This is a genomic window from Cytobacillus oceanisediminis 2691 (genome assembly GCF_007678455.1).
Classification (GTDB): Bacteria; Bacillota; Bacilli; order Bacillales; family Cytobacillaceae; genus Mesobacillus; species Mesobacillus oceanisediminis_A.
Map to the genome: position 1 here is coordinate 97,942 of NZ_VEEP01000008.1, position 22,054 is coordinate 119,995.

The 22,054-nt window shown below is 46.4% G+C and carries 20 protein-coding genes; 6 read left to right on the forward strand and 14 right to left on the reverse strand.

Annotated features, from left to right (window positions below; all coding sequences use genetic code 11):
- Positions 1-675: 675 nt before the first annotated feature.
- From FS736_RS16345 to FS736_RS16360, 4 genes are all read right to left on the reverse strand, one after another.
- Positions 676-1,806 (reverse strand): acyl-CoA dehydrogenase, encoded by a 1,131-nt coding sequence (locus FS736_RS16345; RefSeq protein ID WP_144479195.1) that lies wholly within the window; start codon positions 1,804-1,806, stop codon positions 676-678.
- Positions 1,807-1,867: 61 nt separating this feature from the next.
- Positions 1,868-2,719, reverse strand: a complete 852-nt coding sequence (locus FS736_RS16350; RefSeq protein ID WP_144479474.1) for a 3-hydroxybutyryl-CoA dehydrogenase — start codon at positions 2,717-2,719, stop codon at positions 1,868-1,870.
- 69 nt (positions 2,720-2,788) lie between these two features.
- On the reverse strand, positions 2,789-3,976 hold the full coding sequence (locus FS736_RS16355; protein WP_144479197.1) for an acetyl-CoA C-acetyltransferase: 1,188 nt from the start codon (positions 3,974-3,976) through the stop codon (positions 2,789-2,791).
- Positions 3,977-4,257: 281 nt separating this feature from the next.
- A complete protein-coding gene (locus FS736_RS16360; RefSeq protein ID WP_144479199.1) occupies positions 4,258-6,369 on the reverse strand; it encodes a (Fe-S)-binding protein in 2,112 nt (703 codons plus the stop codon).
- Positions 6,370-6,610: 241 nt separating this feature from the next.
- On the opposite strand from FS736_RS16360, the gene cls reads away from it, so the two are divergent.
- The 3 genes from cls (at position 6,611) to FS736_RS24825 (ending at position 9,092) form a co-directional block, all read left to right on the forward strand.
- Positions 6,611-7,810, forward strand: coding sequence for a cardiolipin synthase (gene cls / locus FS736_RS16365; protein ID WP_186326819.1), 1,200 nt, complete (start codon positions 6,611-6,613; stop codon positions 7,808-7,810).
- 108 nt (positions 7,811-7,918) lie between these two features.
- Positions 7,919-8,875, forward strand: a complete 957-nt coding sequence (gene uvsE / locus FS736_RS16370) for a UV DNA damage repair endonuclease UvsE (protein WP_144479201.1) — start codon at positions 7,919-7,921, stop codon at positions 8,873-8,875.
- A gap of 121 nt (positions 8,876-8,996) precedes the next feature.
- Entirely contained in the window at positions 8,997-9,092 is a 96-nt protein-coding gene (locus FS736_RS24825) for a putative holin-like toxin (RefSeq protein ID WP_222125080.1), read from the forward strand.
- A gap of 251 nt (positions 9,093-9,343) precedes the next feature.
- Here FS736_RS24825 and argS read toward each other — a convergent pair whose 3' ends face one another.
- A complete protein-coding gene (argS, locus tag FS736_RS16375) occupies positions 9,344-11,014 on the reverse strand; it encodes an arginine--tRNA ligase (RefSeq protein WP_144479203.1) in 1,671 nt (556 codons plus the stop codon).
- Complete coding sequence (locus FS736_RS16380) at positions 11,011-11,454, reverse strand: YwiB family protein (RefSeq protein ID WP_144479205.1); 444 nt, start codon at positions 11,452-11,454, stop codon at positions 11,011-11,013. Before FS736_RS16380 ends, argS begins: the two co-directional genes overlap by 4 nt.
- Positions 11,455-11,622: 168 nt before the next feature.
- On the opposite strand from FS736_RS16380, the gene FS736_RS16385 reads away from it, so the two are divergent.
- A complete protein-coding gene (locus tag FS736_RS16385; protein ID WP_102264619.1) occupies positions 11,623-11,775 on the forward strand; it encodes a DUF1540 domain-containing protein in 153 nt (50 codons plus the stop codon).
- 196 nt (positions 11,776-11,971) lie between these two features.
- On the opposite strand, the gene FS736_RS16390 is transcribed toward FS736_RS16385, so the two are convergent.
- The 3 genes from FS736_RS16390 to speE all read right to left on the reverse strand — a co-directional run bounded on the left by FS736_RS16390 (position 11,972) and on the right by speE (position 15,413).
- Positions 11,972-13,291 (reverse strand): short-chain fatty acid transporter, encoded by a 1,320-nt coding sequence (locus tag FS736_RS16390; RefSeq protein WP_144479207.1) that lies wholly within the window; start codon positions 13,289-13,291, stop codon positions 11,972-11,974.
- 345 nt (positions 13,292-13,636) lie between these two features.
- A complete protein-coding gene (speB, locus tag FS736_RS16395; RefSeq protein ID WP_144479209.1) occupies positions 13,637-14,509 on the reverse strand; it encodes an agmatinase in 873 nt (290 codons plus the stop codon).
- A gap of 76 nt (positions 14,510-14,585) precedes the next feature.
- Positions 14,586-15,413 (reverse strand): spermidine synthase, encoded by an 828-nt coding sequence (gene speE, locus FS736_RS16400; protein ID WP_144479211.1) that lies wholly within the window; start codon positions 15,411-15,413, stop codon positions 14,586-14,588.
- Between the two features lie 258 nt (positions 15,414-15,671).
- Here speE and FS736_RS16405 point away from each other — a divergent pair, with 258 nt between their 5' ends.
- Positions 15,672-17,735 carry a transglycosylase domain-containing protein gene (locus tag FS736_RS16405; RefSeq protein ID WP_144479213.1) on the forward strand — a complete coding sequence of 688 codons (2,064 nt, stop codon included), beginning with the start codon at positions 15,672-15,674 and terminating at the stop codon, positions 17,733-17,735.
- Between the two features lie 182 nt (positions 17,736-17,917).
- Here the strand turns inward: FS736_RS16405 and FS736_RS16410 are convergent, their stop codons facing one another.
- Positions 17,918-18,430, reverse strand: coding sequence for a YwhD family protein (locus FS736_RS16410; RefSeq protein WP_144479215.1), 513 nt, complete (start codon positions 18,428-18,430; stop codon positions 17,918-17,920).
- Between the two features lie 12 nt (positions 18,431-18,442).
- On the reverse strand, positions 18,443-19,030 hold the full coding sequence (locus FS736_RS16415; RefSeq protein ID WP_144479478.1) for a site-2 protease family protein: 588 nt from the start codon (positions 19,028-19,030) through the stop codon (positions 18,443-18,445).
- Positions 19,031-19,208: 178 nt separating this feature from the next.
- Here FS736_RS16415 and FS736_RS16420 point away from each other — a divergent pair, with 178 nt between their 5' ends.
- Positions 19,209-19,421 (forward strand): 2-hydroxymuconate tautomerase, encoded by a 213-nt coding sequence (locus FS736_RS16420; protein ID WP_353618660.1) that lies wholly within the window; start codon positions 19,209-19,211, stop codon positions 19,419-19,421.
- Between the two features lie 316 nt (positions 19,422-19,737).
- Here FS736_RS16420 and FS736_RS16425 read toward each other — a convergent pair whose 3' ends face one another.
- The 3 genes from FS736_RS16425 to FS736_RS16435 all read right to left on the reverse strand — a co-directional run bounded on the left by FS736_RS16425 (position 19,738) and on the right by FS736_RS16435 (position 22,038).
- Positions 19,738-20,253 (reverse strand): YwgA family protein, encoded by a 516-nt coding sequence (locus tag FS736_RS16425; protein WP_144479219.1) that lies wholly within the window; start codon positions 20,251-20,253, stop codon positions 19,738-19,740.
- 18 nt (positions 20,254-20,271) lie between these two features.
- Positions 20,272-21,588, reverse strand: a complete 1,317-nt coding sequence (locus tag FS736_RS16430; RefSeq protein ID WP_144479221.1) for an HD domain-containing protein — start codon at positions 21,586-21,588, stop codon at positions 20,272-20,274.
- Positions 21,589-21,816: 228 nt separating this feature from the next.
- Complete coding sequence (locus FS736_RS16435; protein WP_079506214.1) at positions 21,817-22,038, reverse strand: YuzB family protein; 222 nt, start codon at positions 22,036-22,038, stop codon at positions 21,817-21,819.
- Positions 22,039-22,054: the final 16 nt, after the last annotated feature.

The window sequence follows — 22,054 nt, forward strand, 5'->3', positions numbered from 1 at the left end:
TCTTGACAGCTTTTCGTCCTTCACTGCCTAACCTGTCAGAATAACCTGCTTTTCTTGACAGCTTTTTAGCTTCAGCAGCCTAACCTGTCAGAATAACGAGGGTTTCTTGACAGCTTTTCTGCTTCCACTGCCCTACCTGTCAGAATAAACAGCTTTTCTTGACAGCTTTTCGTCCTTCACTGCCTTAGCTGTCAGAATAACCTGCTTTTCTTGACAGCTTTTTAGCTTCAGCAGCCTAACCTGTCAGAATAACGAGGGTTTCTTGACAGCTTTTCTGCTTCCACTGCCCAACCTGTCAGAATAACCTGCTTTTCTTGACAACTTTTCTGCTTTCACTGCCTAACCTGTCAGAATAAACAGCTTTTCTTGACAGCTTTTCGTCCTTCACTGCCCAACCTGTCAGAATAACCTGCTTTTCTTGACAACTTTTCAGCTTTCACTGCCCTACCTGTCAGAATAAACAGCTTTTCTTGACAGCTTTTCAGCTTTCACTGCCCTACCTGTCAGAATAAACAGCTTTTCTTGACAACTTTTCTGCTTCCACTGCCCAACCTGTCAGAATAAACAGCTTTTCTTGACAGCTTTTCTGCTTCAGCAGCTTTACCTGTCAGAATAACAGCCTTTACTTGACAGCTTCTCTGTCTTCACTAGCCGTAGCTGTTATAACATCCCGTGTTACAACTGCTTACTTATGACAATCTTCTGGATCTCGCTCGTACCCTCGTAAATCTCGGTGACTTTGGCGTCACGGAAGTAGCGTTCGACTGGATAGTCTTTTGTATAGCCGTAGCCGCCGAATACCTGGATGGCTTCGGTTGTGACTTCGACTGCTGTTCTTGATGTGAACAACTTTGCCATAGAGGCTTCGATTCCGCACTTTTGTCCTTCAGACCGCAATTGAGCCGCTCGGTAGATTAATAGTTTTGCAGCTTCAACGGATGTTGCCATGTCTGCCAGCTTGAAGCCGACGCCTTGCTGGGCTGCGATTGGCTTGCCAAATTGGACTCTTTCTTTTGCATATGAGGACGCTGCGTCCAATGCAGCCTCTGCAATGCCAAGAGCCTGAGCCGCGATGCCGATACGGCCGGAGTCAAGGTTGCTCATCGCGATTTTGAATCCTTCGCCTTCCTGGCCAAGCAGGTTTTCTTCTGGCACCTTCATATCCTCGAATGTCAACTGGACTGTTCGGGAGCCGTACAGCCCCATTTTGTGCTCATCCTTGCCGACGATGAAGCCCGGTGTATCTTTCTCAACGATAAAGGCTGAAACGCCCTTTGTACCTGCTTCAGGATTAGTCGATGCGAAAACAATATAGACATCCGCTTCGCCGCCATTGGTGATGAACACTTTTGATCCGTTCAATACATAATGTCCGTCTTTTTTTACCGCCCGGGTTTTCAGGCTGGCAGCATCGGAACCGGCACTTGGCTCAGTCAGGCAGAAGGCTCCCAGGTATTCCCCTGAAGCTAGCTTAGGTACGTATTTTTTCTTCTGCTCTTCTGTACCGAAGTACAGGATCGGATTTGTTCCTACAGATGTATGAACGGATAGGATGACGCCAACCGTTGCGCTGACCCTGGAAATTTCATGGATGGCAATGATATAGGAAATGAAGTCCATCTCTGAACCGCCATATTCCTCAGGTACCGGAATCCCCATCAGGCCAAGTTCGCCCATCTTTTTTAAAATCTCCCTCGGGAACTCGCCTTCCTCCATTTTTTCAACGAACGGCGCAATTTCCGTATGTGCAAAATCACGGACCATCTTGCGCATCATTTCTTGTTCTTCTGTGAATCTCAGATTCATGTTTTCACCCTCCAGACGTCCAAACAGTGAGTATGTATGGACGCATTTGTCGCTGCATTCTTTACGCGTATGTGTAGAACCCGCGGCCGGATTTTTTGCCTAGCCAGCCAGCTTTTACATATTTCCTTAATAATGGGCACGGTCGATATTTATCGTCGCCGAAGCCTTCGTGAAGTGTTTCCATGATGTAAAGGCAAGTATCCAGACCGATGAAATCAGCAAGCGTCAACGGACCCATTGGATGGTTCATGCCGAGCTTCATGACTTCGTCGATTGCTTCCTTTGTTGCTACGCCTTCATATAATGTGTAGATGGCTTCGTTGATCATCGGCATAAGGATGCGGTTGGACACAAATCCAGGGAAATCATTCACTTCTACAGGAACCTTTTCCAAAGTCTTGGTGATATCTTCGATTGTCTGATACACTTCATCAGCTGTCGCCAGGCCGCGAATGATTTCGACCAGCTTCATGACAGGTACCGGGTTCATGAAATGCATGCCGATAACTTTTTCCGGACGCTTTGTTGCTGCAGCAATCTCGGTGATTGGTAACGATGATGTATTGGAAGCAAGGATTGTGTGTTCAGGTGCGATTTCATCAAGCTGGGCAAAAATCTTTGCCTTGATGTCCATGTTCTCCACAGCAGCTTCGATGACCAGGTCAACCTTACCCGCATCCTGAAGGTCTGTTGAGGCAGTAATCCTGCCAACAACAGCGTCCAACTGTTCTGCTGTCATCCGGCCTTTATCGACCTGGCGGTTAAGATTCTTCTTAATTCCGGAAAGTCCGCGTTCCACAAATTCCGGCTTCAGGTCGTTCAAAAACACATCATATCCACCCTGCGCGCACACCTGGGCAATACCGGAGCCCATCTGACCTGCGCCGATTACCATAATTGTTTTCACACTCATCATTTCTCCTCCTAAAAAAGTTTGTATCAATGGAGGGCAGCTCTCGCATATGCCCTCATTCTTTTTTCGTTATTGTTTCGGAACCTCGATCATCACAGCATCACCCTGGCCGCCGCCTGAGCAGATCGCCGCAATGCCTACCCCGCCGCCGCGGCGTTTCAGTTCATGCATCAATGTCAGGATGATGCGCGCCCCGCTTGCTCCGATCGGGTGTCCGAGGGCAACCGCACCGCCGTTGACATTGACTTTTTCCGGATCAAGGTTTGCGATTCGTCCGCTTGTCAATGCAACCGCTGCGAAGGCTTCATTGATTTCAAATAGGTCAATCTCTTCAAGTGATTTGCCGGTCTTTTTCAATAACTCGTTAATGACGATTCCCGGTGTTTTTGGGAAGTCCTTTGCTTCAGTGGCAATTGCGGCATGAGCCAAAACCACTGCCTGCGCTGTCCTTCCTTCACGCTGCGCACGCTCTTCGCTCATCAGGACGAGGGCGGCCGCACCGTCATTGACACCTGGTGCATTGCCTGCAGTAATAGTGCCGTCCGAATTGAAAACCGGCCCCAGTTTGGCCAGTTTTTCAACTGAAGTGTCCTTCCTCGGCGCTTCATCATGCTGGACCAATATCGGGTCGCCCTTACGCTTCGGCACCTCAACCGGGACGATTTCTTCGGCAAGCTTTCCTGATTCAATCGCTTCGATAGCCCTTTGATGGCTGCGGTACGACCACTGATCCTGCTCCTCACGGCTGATTTCATATTCCTTCGCTACTTCATTTCCGTATGTCCCCATATGGACACCTTTGAAGCTGCATGTCAGGCCATCATGGATCATCAGGTCTTTCACCTGACCGTCGCCCATCCTGAAGCCCCATCGTGCTTTAGGCAGGATATAAGGCGCATTGCTCATTGACTCCATTCCGCCGGCTACAATCACTTCCTCATCTCCAGCACGGATGATCTGGTCGCCAAGTGTCAGGCTGCGCATCCCGGATGCACATACTTTGTTGATGGTTTCTGTTTTCACTTCCCATGGAATGCCTGCTTCCCTTGCTGCCTGGCGTGATGGAAGCTGTCCCTGGCCTCCCTGCAGCACTGTCCCAAGAATGACTTCGCCGACTTCCTCAGGTTTAACACCAGCGCGTGATAATGCTTCCTTTACAGCAATTCCTCCTAACTGACTGGCCGAAAAACTGCTCAATCCGCCGCCAAGCTTGCCAAACGGTGTTCTTGCCCCTGCTAAAATGACTGTTCTTCCCATTGCCATCTCTCCCTTTTAATCTATTAATTTTTAAAAATGAAAAATTCTTGTGACATTGAGTGACTGAACGCTCGCTCGATACTGGTCCAAAAAAAATCCTTCTGCTGTTCCATGAGGCTATAAAAAGTGGATTCTTGCTGAATAAGATAAATGTAAGCGCTTTATCATATTATTCATTTTACTTTAAAAATAGTAGAAATTGAAACACTTTGCTAAAAATTCTGGCATATGTCGAATTTTTAATGTGAGTCAACTTCTACTATTCAGGTTTTAACTATTCATTAAGAAACTAACGGCTTAATCTCACCAAAAACGGATTTTTCAAGCAGTTCCGCAACGTCGAGCGTCTCAACGCTGTCTTCAACTTCCTTCGCCTTAGTGCCATCGGAAAGCATTGTCAGGCAGTATGGGCAGCCGGAACTGATGACGGACGGGTTCACGGCAAGTGCCTGTTCGGTACGGGAAACGTTGATTCTGTGGCCCGTTTCTTCCTCCATCCACATCAAGCCGCCGCCAGCGCCGCAGCACATTGCTGTATCGCGGTTGCGTTCCATTTCCTTGAGGTCCACGCCCGGGATCGCTTTGAGGATATCTCGCGGTGCGTCATAAACCTCGTTATAGCGGCCAAGGTAGCAGGAATCATGGAAAGTGATCGTTTCGTTCACTGCATGCTTCGGAGTCAGTCTTCCTTCCTTGACTAATTGAGCAAGAAGTTCAGTGTGGTGATATACCTCTGCTTCAAGGCCGAAATCTGGATACTCATTCTTAAAGATATTGTATGCGTGAGGGTCGATCGTCACGATCTTCTTTACTTCATTTTTCTCGAATTCTTCGATATTCTTTGTTGCCAGCTCCTGGAACAGGAATTCATTGCCCAGACGGCGCGGTGTATCGCCGGAGTTCTTTTCCTTGTTGCCAAGGATGGCGAATTTGACGCCTGCTTCGTTCATCAGCTTGGCGAATGACAGCGCGATCTTTTGGCTGCGGTTGTCAAACGCACCCATTGCGCCGACCCAGAATAAGTATTCGAATTCTTCATCTGCTTTCTTAAGTTCTTTTACGGTAGGAACGACAACATCGTCGCGAAGCTCGCGCCAGTTTTCTTTTTCCTTGCGGTTCAAGCCCCAAGGGTTGCCCTGGCGTTCGATATTTGTCATCGCACGCTGTGCATCAGCGTCCATCTTGCCTTCTGTCAAAACAAGATAACGGCGAAGGTCGATGATTTTATCAACGTGTTCGTTCATGACCGGACACTGGTCTTCACAGTTTCGGCAAGTCGTACATGCCCAGATTTCCTCTTCTGTGATGACATCGCCGATCATGCTTGGGCTGTAAGCCAGAGCTGCAGCCGATTCATTGACACCCTGTCCTGAAGCTGACAGAGCAATCTGATTGCCTTTTGTGCCTGAAAATGCAAATGTCGGTACCCAGGGCTGTTTTGATGTGACCGCTGCACCTGTTAGAGTCAGATGGTCACGCAGTTTGACGATCAAGTCCATCGGAGACAGCATCTTCCCAGTCCCTGTTGCAGGACACATATTCGTACAGCGTCCGCATTCAACACAAGCATAGAAGTCGATCATTTGTTCATAATTGAAATCAGTGATTTTACCAGCACCGAATGTTTCCTGTGTTTCATCTTCAAAATCGATCTTCGTGATTTTTCCTGGTGAGTCAACCCTTGTTAAATAAACATTGGCTGGTCCAGCAATCAAGTGGGCGTGCTTTGATTGCGGCACGTACACAAGGAACGCAAGCAGGAATAATAAGTGAATCCACCATGCAATATAGAAAACCGTAATGGCAGCTGCCTCAGGAATTCCGCTGAAAGCCGCAGCAATAAGTGATGCAACCGGCTCAGTCCATGTTCCTTCATGGCCATGCCAGATCATGCCCATCCCGTTCCCGAGCAGTACAGAAAGCATCAATCCGCCGATGAACAGCAAGACCAATCCGTTTTTGAAGCCGCGCTTCAGGCGGACAAGTTTTTCAACATAACGGCGGTAAAAAGCCCATACAACCGCTACAAGAATCGTCAGTGTAACAAGCTCCTGGAAGAAAGTGAAGCCCGGATACAACGGTCCCAGCGGCAAATGCGAGCCAGGCTTTATGCCCTTCCAGATAAAATCAATTGCCCCAAACTGGACAAGGAGGAAGCCATAGAAAAACATAACGTGGATGGCGCCGCTTTTCTTGTCCTTCAAGAGCCTTTTCTGGCCGAATACATGAACAAGGATTCTTCTCCAGCGATCTTTGATATCATCATCAAACTCAGATTTCTTGCCGAGTTTGATGTATTCGATTCTCGTCTTTACCACATAAACGAACAGACTGATAGCGTAAGCGGTTACAAACAAGAACGCAATAAGATTGATCCAAAGCAAACCGTTCATAAAATCATTTACCCCTTTCGATGCTGAATTTTTGGGAGAAAATTTTTAACCAAATCAATTTTCTGAATTTACCTTTAACTCCATTATATAATGAATGAGCATTCAGTCAACTCATTTCCATTCATTTCTGAAAATTGTTTACGCTCGCCCTTTTACAGGAACTTAACATATATAAAGCGTTTTCGGCAAAAATAATATGAAATGTACAACCCTAAATTTTTAACAAGGGAGCCAAAACGCTATGGTAATTGGATGGATGATATTTTGGATAATAGCCGGGATTGCACTGTGGGTCACAGCGGACTTCTTTCTTGGCAGGAAGCAGCATCTTGCAAATGCAAAAAAGTACGCTTTTCCAGAAAGGTATAGTGATCTGGAAATATTCGCAAAGGGACCAGAATTGTTCGAGGATTTATTTTCTGAAATTAAAAAGGCCAGACAGCACATCCATATTTTATTTTATATCATCAAAGATGATAAACTCAGCCACGAGTTCGTCACTTTATTGAAGGAAAAGGCACAGGAGGGAGTTGAGGTTCGGCTTCTTGTAGATTGGATCGGAAGCAACTTGAAACGGAAGACGATCCAGTCCCTGAAAGCAGCGGGAGTGCAGTTCGCTTATACCCATATTCCGAAGCCCCCCTTCCTGTTCTATTCATCCCAGGTCCGCAACCATCGCAAGATTACGGTTATTGACGGACAAATCGGTTACCTTGGCGGCTTTAATATTGGTGATGAATATAATGACAAGAATCCAAAGCTTTCACCTTGGCGGGATTATCATTTGAAATTAACTGGTGAAGGGATTGTTGACTTGCAGAAGGAATTTTTACGTGACTGGCAATGTGCAAGCAAGGTGAACCTTCTCCAGAACAAAGCGTACTTTCCTGAGTTGCAAAAGGGATCGATTCGCCAGCAGTTCGTCCCAACCGAAGGTGATTCACTCGAAGACTTAATCGCCACATTAATCAGCGAAGCAAAGAAATCCATCATCATCGGCACACCATATTTCATTCCAAGCAAAGAGGTATTTGAGCAATTAAATGCTGCGATTTCCCGGGGAGTGTCCGTTACGGTCCTTGTCCCATATAAGTCCGATCATATTCTCGTAAAAGAAGCATCGTACAGGTATTTACGTTCCCTCCTCAAGGATGGAGCCGATGTATATCAATATTTGAAGGGTTTTTATCATGCCAAAGTCGTGATGATCGATGACAATATTTGTGATATCGGAACAGCAAATTTTGATCAACGAAGCATGTTTTTAAATTATGAATTGAATTGCTTAGTTTATGACCCTTCTTTTATTAAAAAAGTGAAGCATATTCTCACTGAAGACATGTTGGATTCTCATAAAGCTTCACTTGCTGACTTCAGCCGCGCTAACCTGTTTTTATCATTCAAAGAAACAGCCGCAAGGACGATTTCATTTTTCCTATAGGCTCTTTTCGTAAAAATTCGGAAGCATCTCTGAAAAGCAGCGAAAACAGCCTTTCTATAACATAACCGGAGTTAGTGTTCGGCCTCCTCCGGAAAAAGGAGGTTCTATATGATCATTCGGCTGGGATATGTATCCACCGCCATCAGCCTATGGGATGCATCTCCCTCCAAGGCACTTACGTTTGCCAGATTTGGGCAGCTGCCTGAGGAGGTGCGGTATGAAAAATTGCTTTCCGTTACCTATCAAAATCTCTTGAACACGGAAAGAATGATTCATTACAATATCGCCCATGACATTCCTTTATACCGCTTTTCAAGCTCGATCGCCCCGCTGGCGACCCATCCGGAGGTCAAGTGGGATTTTGTCACACCTTTTCGTGAAAAATGGCTGGAAATCGGTGCGTTGGTGAAAAAGCATGAGTTGCGCACAAGCTTCCATCCTAACCAGTATACGCTGTTCACTTCCCCGAGGGAGGAAGTAACGGCCAATGCCATCATCGATATGGAATATCACTACGGAATGATCGAAGCAATGGGATTGGAAAACAACGCACTCATCAATATCCATATTGGCGGTGCTTACGGAAACAAAGAAGAGACAATTTTGCGTTTTCATGAAAGCTTCGCAAAACTGCCTCCCCATATCAAGGCAATCACCACGCTTGAAAACGATGATAAAACCTATAATTCTGAAGAAACTTTGAAGGCTTGTAAAAAAGAGGACGTGCCATTCATGTTCGATTATCACCATCACATGGCAAACCTCTGTGAAGAGCCTCTTGAAAAATTGCTTCCTGAAGGTTTCGCAACCTGGGAACGGATAGGGATGAAGCCAAAGATCCACATCTCCTCACCGAAATCAGAAAAAGCGTACCGCTCACATGCCGATTATGTGGATCCGGATTTCATCCTTCCGCTGATCCATATTTTGCGGAGTATCGGCCAGGACATTGATTTTATGATTGAAGCGAAGGAGAAGGACAAAGCAGCGTTGAAGCTCGTCGAGGATTTGACGAAAATCCGCGGAGTGAAGCGGATTGGCGGTGCTGTTTTGGAGTGGAAGTGAAGAATATAGAAGCTAGGAAAGATAATGGCATCCGTTTCCTATATGGTATAATTATCTAGCACAGCAAAAAGCAGGGTGAGCAGCGGCCGTCCCCAATCCAGCAGGAAAGGGGGTGACGCTGATGGTTACTTACGAAGCAATGAACTTGATGGTGAGTTTCGCCACGCTTATCGTTGCCGTAATCGCCATAGGTATTTCTTCTAATAAAAAGAAGTAACCTACCCTGCACATCGCCAAATGTGAGTAGATTACTTCTATTCGGAACTGGCCGCTGTAATTCAAGCAGCTTGCTGTGTATTGAGATCTCGGTTGCAGCCGAGATCTCTTTTTTTACTATATGGACTTTATGCTTAAATTATAAACCTTATATTACATCAATTCAACAAAACCGATAATACTTCACTATAATTTGGAAGTTCAGTTACTAAGAGAGACCCAGCCAAGTGGCTGGATCTCTTAAAAGGTATATTACATCTTCTCCGGAGCAGATACCCCGATCAACTCAAGTGCATTCTTCAAAGTGATCTGCGCTGTCTTGATCAGCGACAGACGGGCTGCTGTTCTTTCTTTATTCTCCAGATCCAGTACTTTTTCAGCGTTGTAGAAGCTGTGGAATACGGATGCCAGTTCGAAAATGTAGTTAGAGATTCGATGCGGCATACGCTTCTGGGCTGCTTCGGCAACAGCCAGCGGGAATTCTCCCAGCTTTTTCAGCAGGTCGATTTCCTTCTCGGATTGGATATGCTTGAAGTCTGCTTCAATGTCGAAAATCAAACCTTGCTCTGCAGCAGAACGCAGAATGCTGTTAATGCGGGCGTGAGCATATTGTGCGTAGAATACCGGGTTTTCGTTTGACTGGGAAACGGCCAGGTCAAGATCGAAGTCCATGTGAGTATCAGCGCTTCTCATTGCGAAGAAGTAACGCACTGCATCCAGGCCTACTTCATCAATCAAATCACGCATTGTCACGGCTTTACCCGTACGCTTGCTCATCTTCATCTTTTCGCCATTCTTGTACAGGTGGACGAGCTGGATGATTTCGACTTCAAGCGCATCACGGTCATAGCCCAATGCCTGGATCGCCGCCTTCATCCGCGGGATGTACCCGTGGTGGTCTGCTCCCCAGATGTTGATCAGCTTTTCAAAACCGCGCTCAAGCTTGTCTTTATGGTAGGCAATATCAGGCAGCAGGTAAGTATAAGAGCCATCCTGCTTGATCAGCACGCGGTCCTTGTCATCTCCAAGCTCTGATGAACGGAACCATGTTGCGCCGTCCTCCTCATAGATATGGCCATTTTCACGCAATGCTTCAAGCGCCACGTCAATTTTGCCGTTTTGATATAGAGATGTTTCCGAGTACCAGACATCGAACTTAACACGGAAGTTTTCAAGGTCCTGCTTCAGTTTTTCCATTTCATATTTCAGGCCATATTCACGGAAAGCATCAAAACGCTCCTGTTCAGGAACATTTACATACTTATCACCAAACTCTTCAGCCAGGGTCTGGCCTATCCCAATGATGTCAGCGCCATGGTAGCCATCCTCAGGCATCTGCTTATCCATGCCAAGCGCCTGGAAATAGCGAGCCTCAACAGAGAGCGCCAGGTTATTGATCTGGTTGCCGGCATCATTGATATAGTACTCACGGGAAACATCGTAACCCGCTTTAGCGAGCACATTGCACAAAGTATCGCCGACAGCCGCGCCGCGCGCATGTCCAAGGTGTAGGTCGCCAGTCGGGTTCGCCGAAACGAACTCAACCTGGATTTTCTGGCCGTTTCCTACCTTTGATTCCCCATAGTTATCCCCTGCTTCAAGGATTGCCGGAATCAAATCCGTCAGATAGCTATTGTCCATGTAAAAATTGATGAAGCCCGGACCGGCAATTTCAATTTTCTCAATGGATGCCTTGCTTTTATCAAAGTTCTCGATCAATTGTTCAGCGATCTGGCGCGGAGCTTTCTTCGCCACGCGGGCAAGCTGCATCGCCATATTCGTGGAGTAGTCACCGTGCGCTTTTTCCTTTGGCGTTTCAAGGATCACAGCCGGAATCTGCGCTTCTTCAGCAAGATTGGCCTTGATGATCGCCTGCTTGATTTCTTCCTTCAGCTTCAATTGAACCTGTTCAACTATATTCATTTGCCTTCCTCCTTATATTTAATCGTCATATGGTATGTACCTGCACTCGCGCACTGGATCGCCATTTCATACAGCAAGTCCACATGGCCCTCCTGCTTTTCCTCGTTAAAATCCAGATCAAGACGCTTCGTCAGCGCAGAAGTCTCGAGCAGACCGTATGGCGTCTTGTAATTGCCAGGGGTTTTTTTATTCAGCAGAAAATGAAGCCTCATCTTGATTGCACCGCTGCGCAGGATCAGCACTTCATCTCCTGAAATTTTCACCGTCGTATGAACATCCCCTTCCTCCATCACTTCATCATACTGGAGGTACGAGCTGTTCGCCTTTTTATAGTATCGGCCAAAAGTGGTCAATTCAAAAGTATCCTTCTCACTGCCACTATAAATTGCCGTTTTCACCGTCACCTTTACAGGAGTCTGTTCAGCGGGTCCAGTTGACACCGATAACACATCCTTTTCAAACACTATTATAACTTTATAAGTATAAATATTCTCCTATGAAAGTGCAAGGTTCTCGGAGATTTGAATGATAAATGGAATACCCTGATAGGATTAACTCTGCTGAAAAGCGGGTATTGATTATCAAAACCTTTTAAGGAGGTGGCCTTCATGAAAATTGAAGTTAAATGTGAAGTAGAAAACTGCAAATACTGGGCTGAAGGCGACAAATGTGTTGCTGATTCAATCCTTGTCGTTGCGAATTCAGGAAAACAGGCACTAAATGAACGCGAAACCATTTGTGATACATTCGAAAAGATGTAAGAATGTGAAAAACCGGCTGGCGAAATGCCTGCCGGTTTTATCATGTTTAGGAAATCCAGTGATATCCCTCATTATCCCGCGAAAACTAGCCTCGATTCCGCGAAAAATCCCCCCCTATCCCGCGAAAGTCTCCCCTAATTCCGCCAAAAACAACCCCGATTCCGCGAACTGGAAAAAAACTCCTGATTTTTTCCAGTTAGAAGAATAGCATTCCAGCTGAAATGACAACTCCTGAAACAACCAGCATGAGGACACAGTATCCCATGATATCTTTTGCCTTCAAACCGGCAATTGCCAGTGCTGGCAGTGCCCAGAACGGCTGGATCAGGTTGGTCCATGCATCACCCCAGGCAACAGCCATCGCCGTTTTTGGGATCGAAACACCAAGAGTCTGTGCTGCGTCAAGCATGACAGGCGCCTGGACTGCCCATTGTCCTCCGCCAGACGGTACAAAGAAGTTGACTAGTCCCGCGCTCAGGAAGGTGAAGAACGGGAAGGTGAATTCATTCGAAATCGACACGAAGCCTTCCGACATGACCGCTGCCAGGCCAGAAGCTGTCATCATACCCATGATCCCCGCGTAGAAAGGGAATTGGATGATGATTCCGCTTGCCCCTTTTACCGCATTCACCACCGCGTCAAGGAATCGCTTTGGCGTTCCATGGAACAGGATTCCGAGGAATAGGAACAAGAAGTTAACTATATCGAGATTTAGCTTGAATCCGTTTGTTGCAAAATAGTAAAACAGGAAAACAAGGCCCATTATTCCAATCAATAAAGAAATGATTCTGCTGTTTTCCAGTTTTTCTGCAGGTGTCATCGCTCCCTGCTCAATTGCCGCTGCCTGAACATCCGCTTCAAGCAATACAGGATCGACCATCACTGTTTGATCCTTAGATGGCATCATCATTCGGTTAACTACCGGCAAGACGATAAGCAAGATTAAGATAATCAAAAGATTGAAGCCTGCAAAAATCGTCTGGTCAGTCGGGATGATTCCAATCAGATCCTGGGAGAAGTGCCCCTCCGTCGCAATCGTCAGCGGAATCGAACCAGAGATGCCGCCATGCCAGACGATGAAGCCCCCGTAAGCGCTTGCAATTAACAGTCTGTAGTCGACATTTTGAATCTTTTTCGCCAGCTCTTTCGCGAATAGAGCACCTATGACCAGACCAAATCCCCAGTTGATCAAGCTTGCGATCATTGAAACGACCGTGACGATCACAATCGCCTGCCCCGGCGATTTCGCCAGCGATGCCAGCGCACCCAATCCTTTTTTAAAGATATTGCTGCTCGCGAGAACATGCCCTGTCACAAGCACGAGCACCATCTGCATCGAGAACGTCAGCAGGCTCCAGAAGCCGCCGCCCCAATGCTGGGCCATTTGATAAGGACCACTGTCAGTAAAAATAAGGCCCAATCCAAATACAACAAAAGTTAGGATAATGACAAAAAGAAATGGATCAGGCAAATACCGCTGCATCAGGCGGTTGAAAAAAGAAACCAACATTTTCATCCTTATTACCTCCTTTTTAGTAGTTACCTTCATAAATACTATATTTTCTATACATTTCGGAATATTCCTTCTTTTAATACCAACTATTAATACTTGGTTTTTAAAAAATCCCTATACAAGACTGTTGATTTTCGTTCCAGGCGCTTCGCTTTCCGCGGGGCTGGCGCTGAGCCTCCTCGTCGCTTTGCTCCTGCGGGGTCTCACCTGACCAGCTGCGCCCGCAGGAGTCTACGCGCCTTCCACTACAATCAACAGGGTTTAAAAATCAAACCTTCAGCTTTTAATAGAGCCGTAAATAACCATAAAAAAATGCCCCCTCAATAAAGGGAGCATTGCTTAACTTTCTTATTTTACAAACCCAAGCAGCATTTCACGGATGATTTTGCTAGCTGTGTTTGCGGTCATTTCGGATGTATCGTAGATTGGCGCTACTTCCACAAGGTCGGCTCCTACTACATTGACTTCAGAGTTTGCGATCGCATGGATGGAAGCCAGCAGTTCCTTGGAAGTGATGCCGCCAGCGTCAACCGTTCCTGTTCCAGGAGCGTGAGCCGGGTCAAGAACATCGATATCGATCGTCACATAAACCGGACGCTCAGCAAGCTTCGGCAATACTTCCTTCAACGGTTCAAGAACCTCAAACTTAGAAATATGCATGCCCACTTCCTTGGCCCATTCGAATTCTTCCTTCATCCCTGAACGGATCCCGAATGAATAAACATTCTTCGGTCCGATGTGCTCAGCGATCTTACGGATTGGCGTGGAGTGTGACAATGGCTCGCCCTCATAATGCTCACGCAGGTCAGTGTGTGCATCAAAGTGAATGATGGCAAGGTCTTCATACTTTTTCGCGAATGCCTTCATGACCGGCCATGACACGAGGTGCTCGCCGCCCATTCCAAGCGGGAATTTTTCCTCAGCCAAAAGCTTGTCCACGTACTCCTCGATTAAATCAAGGCTCTTCTGGGCATTACCGAATGGCAGCGGGATGTCTCCTGCATCGAAGTAGTTAAGGTCTGCCATCTCGCGGTCAAGATACGGGCTGTATTCTTCAAGGCCGATCGATACCTCACGGATGCGGGTCGGGCCGAAACGTGAACCCGGACGGTAGCTGACAGTCCAGTCCATTGGCATTCCGTAAAGGACAGCCTTGCTTTCTCCATAGTTTGAATGGCTGCCGATAAACACATTGCCAGAATAGGCTTCATCAAAACGCATTGCAAACACCTCTTTTTAAAAATATTTTTACAGTAAAACGGCCCCCGGGAAACCGGGAAGCCGATTGAGATTTTGATTATTTTACAAGGTCGCCAACAAATTTAGGCAAGACGAAAGCTGCTTTGTGAAGCTCTTTCGTGTAGTACTTTGTTTCGATGTCGTGGAAACGCTCCTCGCCCACTTCAAGCGGATCGTGCTTCTTGGATCCAAGTGTGAATGCCCACATTCCGCTTGGGTATGTCGGGATGTTCGCCACATAAAGGCGAGTAATCGGGAAGATTTCCTTAACATCCTTTTGCACGTTGCGAATCAGGTCAGCCTTGAACCATGGGTTGTCAGACTGGGCAACAAAGATACCGTCTTCTTTCAATGCTTTTGAAATTCCAGCGTAAAAGCCCTTTGTGAACAGATTTACTGCCGGTCCAACTGGCTCAGTAGAGTCAACCATGATGACATCATACTGGTTGTCGCTTTCTGCAATGTGCATGAAGCCGTCGCCAACCTGGACATCGACGCGCGGGTCGTCCAGCTTGCCTGCGATTTCAGGCAGGTATTTCTTTGAGTACTCGATGACTTTTCCATCGATATCGACAAGAGTCGCCTTTTTCACGCTTGGGTGCTTAAGCACTTCACGGATGACACCGCCGTCGCCGCCGCCTACTACCAATACGTGCTCAGGGTTCGGGTGAGTGAACAACGGAATATGCGCAACCATTTCGTGGTAAACGAACTCATCTTTTACAGAAGTCATGACCATGTCGTCAAGCAGAAGCATATTGCCCCACTCCTCTGTTTCAACCATGTCAAGCTTCTGGAATTCTGTCTGTTCTGTATGTAACGTCTTGTTCACTTTCATAGTGATACCAAAGTTTTCTGTCTGCTTTTCTGTAAACCAAAGACCCATTTTTCTTCCTTCCTTTCGGCAAAAAAATTTTCCGTTATGTTGCGGCGAATTTTTCATGGTGGGAGCCACTGACCAAATTTTATATGAATCAAGCATTGCGCTTACATTTATTTGTTATACTTCCCCAACATCACGAATACAAACATCAGAAAAAGTATAGTTGAATCTAGCAAAAATGCAAGCAAAATTTGATTCTATGTTTAAAAACAGCTGTTTTTTTTCATACTGATACTATCTATCTTTTTAGGGGGAAGCAGTATGGAGCTGATGACCGACCAGCGGTTTCGCAAAACAATCAAATATTTGCGTGCTTTGATCTTTTTCGGGCTTGCGGGGCTTGCATTGGCGATGATCGTCTATTTTTCGCTGATCGGCTATGCGAAAATCCAGGGTCCGCCCCCTCTCGCCGTGCCGCAATCGACCTTGTTATTTTCAAACGATGGGACGGTAATCGGCGAAAGCCATTCGGGACAGAAGCGCTATTGGGTGGCGCTCAAGGATATCTCGCCCCATTTGATCAATGCGACGGTTTCGATAGAGGATAAGACCTTTTTTACCCATAACGGGTTTGATTATAAGCGAATTGCAGGTGCCGCAATTGCGGATATGAAGGCAATGTCCAAAGTCCAGGGCGCGAGCACGATCACACAGCAGTATGCAAGGAACCTTTTCCTCGAGCATGATAAGACATGGTCACGGAAAGCGACCGAGGCGCTCTACACCTTGCGCCTTGAGATGAATTATTCCAAAGATGAGATTCTCGAAGGCTATCTGAATACGATTTATTACGGCCACGGAGCATACGGCGTCCAGGCAGCGAGCCTTTATTATTTTGGCAAGGATGCAAAGGATTTATCCCTGGCGGAAGCTTCCATGCTTGCAGGGATTCCGAAAGGACCAAGCATCTACTCGCCTTTTTCATCTATGGAAAAAGCAAAGCAGCGTCAGCAGACGATTTTAAATACAATGAAATCCAATGGGTATATCACAGAGCTTGCCGCGCAAAAAGCAGGCACGGAAAAGCTGAAGCTTGTCGGTGAGCACCAGCATAACCGGATTGGCACGGCACCTTACTTCCAGGATGCTGTTCAAAATGCACTCCGGAACTCGTTGAATTTTGATGACCGGACGATTTCACTCGGCGGTTTGAGGGTTTACACAACACTTGACCTTGAGCAGCAGGAAGTGGCCGAAAAATCGATCAGCAAAATGATCGCGACTGATTCAGAAATCCAGGCAGGATTGGTGGCGATGAATCCGAAAAATGGTTATGTAAAGGCACTCGTCGGCGGCAGGGATTATAAGGTGAGCCCTTTTAACCGGGCAGTGCAGGCTGTCAGGCAGCCAGGGTCGACGATGAAGCCAATCCTGTACTATGCTGCTCTCGAGAATGGCTTCACGCCGTCGACAACGATGAAAAGCCAGTTGACGACCTTCCTGTTCGATGATGGTCGTTCGGAGTATACGCCGCATAATTTCAACAATAAATACGCTGAAGAGGATATCACAATGGCGCAGGCCCTGGCATTGTCGGATAACGTCTATGCCGTAAAAACCCATCTGTTCCTGGGCGAGGATACGCTGATCAAGACAGCGAAGCGCTTTGGAATCAAGACAGAGATGGAGAAGGTTCCCTCTCTCGCCCTGGGTACCTCAGGCGTCAGAGTCATCGAGATGGCCAATGCATACAGCATTTTAGCCAATGGCGGGAAAAAAGTAGAACCAGTCCTGATCACAAAGGTCGAAAACCATAAAGGCGAGGTCATCTATGAATATGAGGGTGAAAAGAAAGAGGTATTGAAGCCCGAACTCGCATCGGTGATGACCCATATGCTGACAGGCATCTTCGATAAAAAATTGAATGGCTATTCTTCCGTGACAGGAAGCACGCTGATCAAAAAGATGACTCGGCCATACGCAGCAAAATCAGGCACGACAGAAACGGACAGCTGGATGGTTGGCTATACCCCGCAGCTCGTGTCGGCAGTTTGGACGGGATATGACAAAGGGAAACCGATTGAGCTGACCGTGGAAAAATCCTACGCTAAAAATATCTGGATGGATTTTATGGAAAAATCGCTCGACAATGAACCTGTCAAAAAATTCAAGGCAGCCAAAGGCACGGTCGCCGTCTATGTGGATCCCGCTAACGGAAACCTCGCCTCCGATGGCTGCCCAGTTAAAAGACTTACTTGGTTCGCGGCAGGAACCGAGCCAACCGAATATTGCACAGACCATCTTGCACACGAGGAGCATAAAGAAGAAACATCTGAAATGAAGAAAGAGAAGAAGCCTTGGTACAAGCGCTGGTTCGGATTATAGAACCACATATATCAAAAGAAAAACCCCGGAAGCATAGCTCCGGGGTTTTTCTCGTCCTAGCATAAAATGTGTTTTACGCTGTTATCAGTTTACTTTTTTTATTGAAATTGAGCAAGCCAGATATTGTCACTTGCTATCAAATGTCACAATTTAGACACTTTTTTAGAATAATTATCCAATCGCTACTCTGCAGATAAATCGGTCTTCAACTTCTCTTCAGACCGCTCCCACATTCCAGGGTCATGGTTCTTCAGGAAGTCTGCGAGAATTTTCTTGGATTTTTCATCCATATGGTCGACGATGATATGGCGCTTGATCGACTTGTCAAGACGGTTCACATGCTCCGGAAGCGATTTATAACCGCGGCGGATTTCCCGGTTGACGGTCATTTCACAGGCAGTGACGCCAGCGTAATATGGCCCTTCTTCCTTCCTGTCAATTGTCACCCAGACAACCCAGTATAGCTTGGCATCCGGCACTTCATTGCGGTCAGGAAGGAACTTGATGCCTTTTTCAACAGCACTGCGCGCGTGCATCGCTCCCACTTCTACAGCTGCTTCCCCCGCATCAACATCAATGATGACCGGTGATACATTATCAAGTGTAAGGACGCCTTTACCAAAACCCTTATGGCCATCCATAGGGTCATTTTTTATAATATTGAAGCCAATATTCTTTCCCTTTTTTTCTTCCATGAAAAATACCTCCTAGAAAAACAGATTGGATATTCCATCAGTCACAGCCGGGATCAAATAGCTGAAAATCGGCTGGATTGTATATTGGTCAAGGGGTGTGATCACCAGGATCAAGAAAATGATTGAACCGTATGCTTCGTATTGGGTCATTTTTGCCCGGATGTCCGCTGGTGCCAGGTCCTCGATGATCCGGTAGCCATCAAGCGGCGGGAACGGCAGAAGGTTGAAGACGAACAGCATCGCATTCAGCCCGATAAATATATTCAGGAATTCCAGGAAAAATTCCGGAACTACCTGGGCCAAACCGAGCGTGACAAATATGTACCAGATTGCAAAAGCCAGGAACACAAGAATAAGATTGCTTATTGGCCCGGCAACCGATACAAGCACACCGGCAAGCCTGGGATTCTTGAACATGAATCGATTGACTGGAACTGGCCTTGCCCACCCGAATCCAGCGATAAAAATCAAGATAGTCCCCAGCGGATCCAGATGCTTGATCGGATTCAAGGTCAACCGTCCCTGTCTCTGGGCAGTCGGGTCGCCAAACTTATACGCCACCCAGGCGTGCGCGAATTCATGGACCGCGAAAGCGATCATCAAAGCTGCAGCTACAAACGGAATTTGCTCTAACGAATAGGGTAAGCTCACATTCCATTCCCCTTTTATTGTCTTTTCCCTAAAGTATAACCCATTCTCGTTGGAATGTGAAAAAGACAATCTTTCACCAGACTTGCGAATTTCCGCGAATTATGAAAAACTCAATTTAGATTTACATATCTATCATTTTAAGGAGGCAAAACAAATGCCATACGTAACAGTAAAAATGATTGAAGGCCGCACAGAGGACCAAAAGAAAGCACTAGTTGAAAAGGTAACAGACGCTGTCAGCGAAACAACAGGCGCACCAAAGGAGAAAGTCGTTGTGTTCATCGAGGAAATGGCGAAGAATCATTATGCGGTAGCTGGCAAAAGGTTAAGTGACGAATAGGACTCCTAAAAGCTCAGAGAAATCTGGGCTTTTTTCTTTTTGTGCCCGTAAACCGTGATTTTCTCGTTTTACGGGCACATGTTTCCCTTTCTTGTGACCGTAATCCGCGGTTTCCTCTTTTCACGGGCACATATTTCCCTTTCTTGTGACCGTGACCTCGGCTTCTCCTTTGCACGGGCACATGTTTCCCTATTATATGGCCGCCATTTCAATTTCACACCTCTAACGGTCGCATAATACCTTTTCTTTTTTTACATAAAAAAACCGAGCACAAAACCCTATAAGGGCCCATACTCGATTCCAAGTAAAAATCTGCTTATGCTAATAATTGCTTTGACTTGCTTTTCAAACTCGAGATATAATCATAAGCTTCATCAATTTCTTCGTCTGTGTATTTCTGGCTCTTTTTCACGGTCTGGATCTTCTCGCGTACTTCGGCTTCTGGCAAGTTATCAAAATATAAAACCGTGGAAACGAGTTCAAGGAATCTTGCATTCTGGTCGTTGATGTCGGTCAGGCAGTCGCCGAGGCATGGCATCTCGATGCTGTTTTCACCGAGGAATTCCTGGCCTGCTTCTGTCAGGGTGTAGCGGTATTGATAGTAGCCGCCTTTCTTTTCCTTCACTTCGTCGAGGAAGCCCATATTGCAAAGCTCCTCTACTCTAAGGGTCAGTTCTTCGGAATAGGGTCCGTAAAAATGGAACTGGAATCGTTCCTGGAATGGGAACTCCATCTTTTTGGCGATATAGATCATCTTCTGAAGCTTTTTCCTGCCGATGACTTCTCCAGAAACTGAAATGGCATGTATGATTTTAGCGTGGTCTTTTAACAAAACGAGTCAACTCCTGTATCAAATGGTCCCATTGTCTAAGTTCAGTTCAAGAATCTGTGCAATCTGCCTGATTTCAGGTCGGGCTTTTTCCCTTTCCAGGAAATCGGCAGGATAATAAAGTTTGTGGTCGGTCCTTCTTTTTCCGGAAATGGCGTCGACAATCTCTGACTCGCGTGAAAGTTCGCGGATTTCGCCGTTTTTCTTCAGCAGGTGGATTGGGAGGCGTTCTTCCTCCTCGCCAGGACGGTAAAAATCGTATGGAAGGTCTGATGATGAATCGACCACCAGGTAGTATTCAGGGTCAAGACCAGCCTGCTCGAATAACACAGAAAGCTTTGCCAGCTTCTTGTATTCTTTTGCAGGGTCGAACTCGACATATTTAAATAGATTTCGGTTATTGAAGCGGCGGCACAAATCGCTCAGGATCTGGTCCTCCTCTTCCTCCCATATCTGGAAATAATAGAGGAACACAGCTTCATCCAATTTTAAATAGTCTTGCAAAGTCATGCGGTCCTCAAAGATTGAGTAAAAATGGTGCGGTTTATGTTTAAATGTGTAGTTTTGCTCATGAAGGTGTTTGGCACGGTGCAGGATTTTCGTCAGGATGACCTCGGCACTCCTTGTCACTGGGTGGAAATAAACTTGCCAGTACATCTGGTAGCGGCTCATTATGTAGTCCTCGACAGCATGCATCCCGCTTTGCTTGATGACGACCTGGTCCTCGCGCGGGCGCATGACGCGCAAAATCCGTTCCATATCAAAATGTCCGTAGCTGACTCCTGTAAAATATGCATCCCTCTGCAGATAATCCATCCGGTCGGCATCAATCTGGCTCGAAATCAGGCTGATGACAAGCTTGTTCTCATAGGTTTTTTCGATCACTTCAGCAACCTTCTTCGGGAAATCTGCGGCGACCTTTGAAAGCACCTGATTCACTTCTGTATCGCCAAGGATGATTTCCCTTGTGAAATCCTCATGATCAAGGTCGAATACCTTCTCGAACGAGTGCGAAAACGGTCCATGGCCAAGGTCATGAAGCAGGGCGGCGCATAACGATAGCAGGCGCTCTCCTTCATTCCATTCAGGGCGGGATGCGAACGCATTGTCAACTATCCGCCGGGTGATTTCATAGACTCCCAGTGAATGGTTGAAGCGGCTGTGTTCAGCTCCGTGGAAGGTCAGGTACGTTGTGCCGAGCTGCTTGATCCTTCTCAGGCGCTGGAATTCCTTTGTCCCGATCAAATCCCAGATGACACGGTCACGGACATGGACATACCGGTGTACTGGATCTTTGAATACTTTTTCTTCAAGTAATTTTTCTTCCGAATATTCCATCGTTCTCCTTCTTCCTGATTAGCTTGTTTTTATTATAGCCTGTTTCATTCGTCAAATCATCTCGATTTTCTGCAAATTTTTACAAAAATTGCATACTGTTTTTAAAATCCTATTCCCTTCATTCCAATATTCCCGGATGTATAAACTAGTTTGCAAGTTTGCGCGGGAAAAAAAATCACCTCTAAACGGTGGTTTAAAGGTGATTTATCTATTTTATAAGGAAAAAGTTTATTTAAGCTTCTTTTGCACTTTTTCCATGAGCTCTTCCTCAGACAGTGCAGCGACTGGCCGATTGTTGACGAATGCGAAAGTCTTCTTCCTGCCTGGTCCGCAGTAGGACTGGCAGCCGATGTCAACTGTTGCTTCAGGATCAAGCTGCTTGAGCTTCGGTATCAATGTTTTAAGGTTTACGGCCTGACAATCGTCGCAAACACGGAATTCGTTTGCCATTTAGGACAACCCTTTC

What these genes read in the sequence shown, in the direction of transcription:
- uvsE (WP_144479201.1), top strand. Translation starts at nt 7,919, where the DNA reads ATGATCATTCGGCTGGGATATGTATCCACCGCCATCAGCCTATGGGAT.
- speB (WP_144479209.1), bottom strand. Translation starts at nt 14,509, where the DNA reads ATGCGTTTTGATGAAGCCTATTCTGGCAATGTGTTTATCGGCAGCCAT.
- FS736_RS16355 (WP_144479197.1), bottom strand. Translation starts at nt 3,976, where the DNA reads ATGGGAAGAACAGTCATTTTAGCAGGGGCAAGAACACCGTTTGGCAAG.
- speE (WP_144479211.1), bottom strand. Translation starts at nt 15,413, where the DNA reads ATGGGTCTTTGGTTTACAGAAAAGCAGACAGAAAACTTTGGTATCACT.
- FS736_RS16430 (WP_144479221.1), bottom strand. Translation starts at nt 21,588, where the DNA reads ATGGAATATTCGGAAGAAAAATTACTTGAAGAAAAAGTATTCAAAGAT.
- FS736_RS16390 (WP_144479207.1), bottom strand. Translation starts at nt 13,291, where the DNA reads ATGAAAATGTTGGTTTCTTTTTTCAACCGCCTGATGCAGCGGTATTTG.
- FS736_RS16405 (WP_144479213.1), top strand. Translation starts at nt 15,672, where the DNA reads ATGGAGCTGATGACCGACCAGCGGTTTCGCAAAACAATCAAATATTTG.
- FS736_RS16350 (WP_144479474.1), bottom strand. Translation starts at nt 2,719, where the DNA reads ATGAGTGTGAAAACAATTATGGTAATCGGCGCAGGTCAGATGGGCTCC.
- FS736_RS16410 (WP_144479215.1), bottom strand. Translation starts at nt 18,430, where the DNA reads ATGGAAGAAAAAAAGGGAAAGAATATTGGCTTCAATATTATAAAAAAT.
- FS736_RS16385 (WP_102264619.1), top strand. Translation starts at nt 11,623, where the DNA reads ATGAAAATTGAAGTTAAATGTGAAGTAGAAAACTGCAAATACTGGGCT.
- FS736_RS16345 (WP_144479195.1), bottom strand. Translation starts at nt 1,806, where the DNA reads ATGAATCTGAGATTCACAGAAGAACAAGAAATGATGCGCAAGATGGTC.
- FS736_RS24825 (WP_222125080.1), top strand. Translation starts at nt 8,997, where the DNA reads ATGGTTACTTACGAAGCAATGAACTTGATGGTGAGTTTCGCCACGCTT.
- argS (WP_144479203.1), bottom strand. Translation starts at nt 11,014, where the DNA reads ATGAATATAGTTGAACAGGTTCAATTGAAGCTGAAGGAAGAAATCAAG.
- cls (WP_186326819.1), top strand. Translation starts at nt 6,611, where the DNA reads ATGGTAATTGGATGGATGATATTTTGGATAATAGCCGGGATTGCACTG.
- FS736_RS16435 (WP_079506214.1), bottom strand. Translation starts at nt 22,038, where the DNA reads ATGGCAAACGAATTCCGTGTTTGCGACGATTGTCAGGCCGTAAACCTT.
- FS736_RS16415 (WP_144479478.1), bottom strand. Translation starts at nt 19,030, where the DNA reads ATGATCGCTTTCGCGGTCCATGAATTCGCGCACGCCTGGGTGGCGTAT.
- FS736_RS16360 (WP_144479199.1), bottom strand. Translation starts at nt 6,369, where the DNA reads ATGAACGGTTTGCTTTGGATCAATCTTATTGCGTTCTTGTTTGTAACC.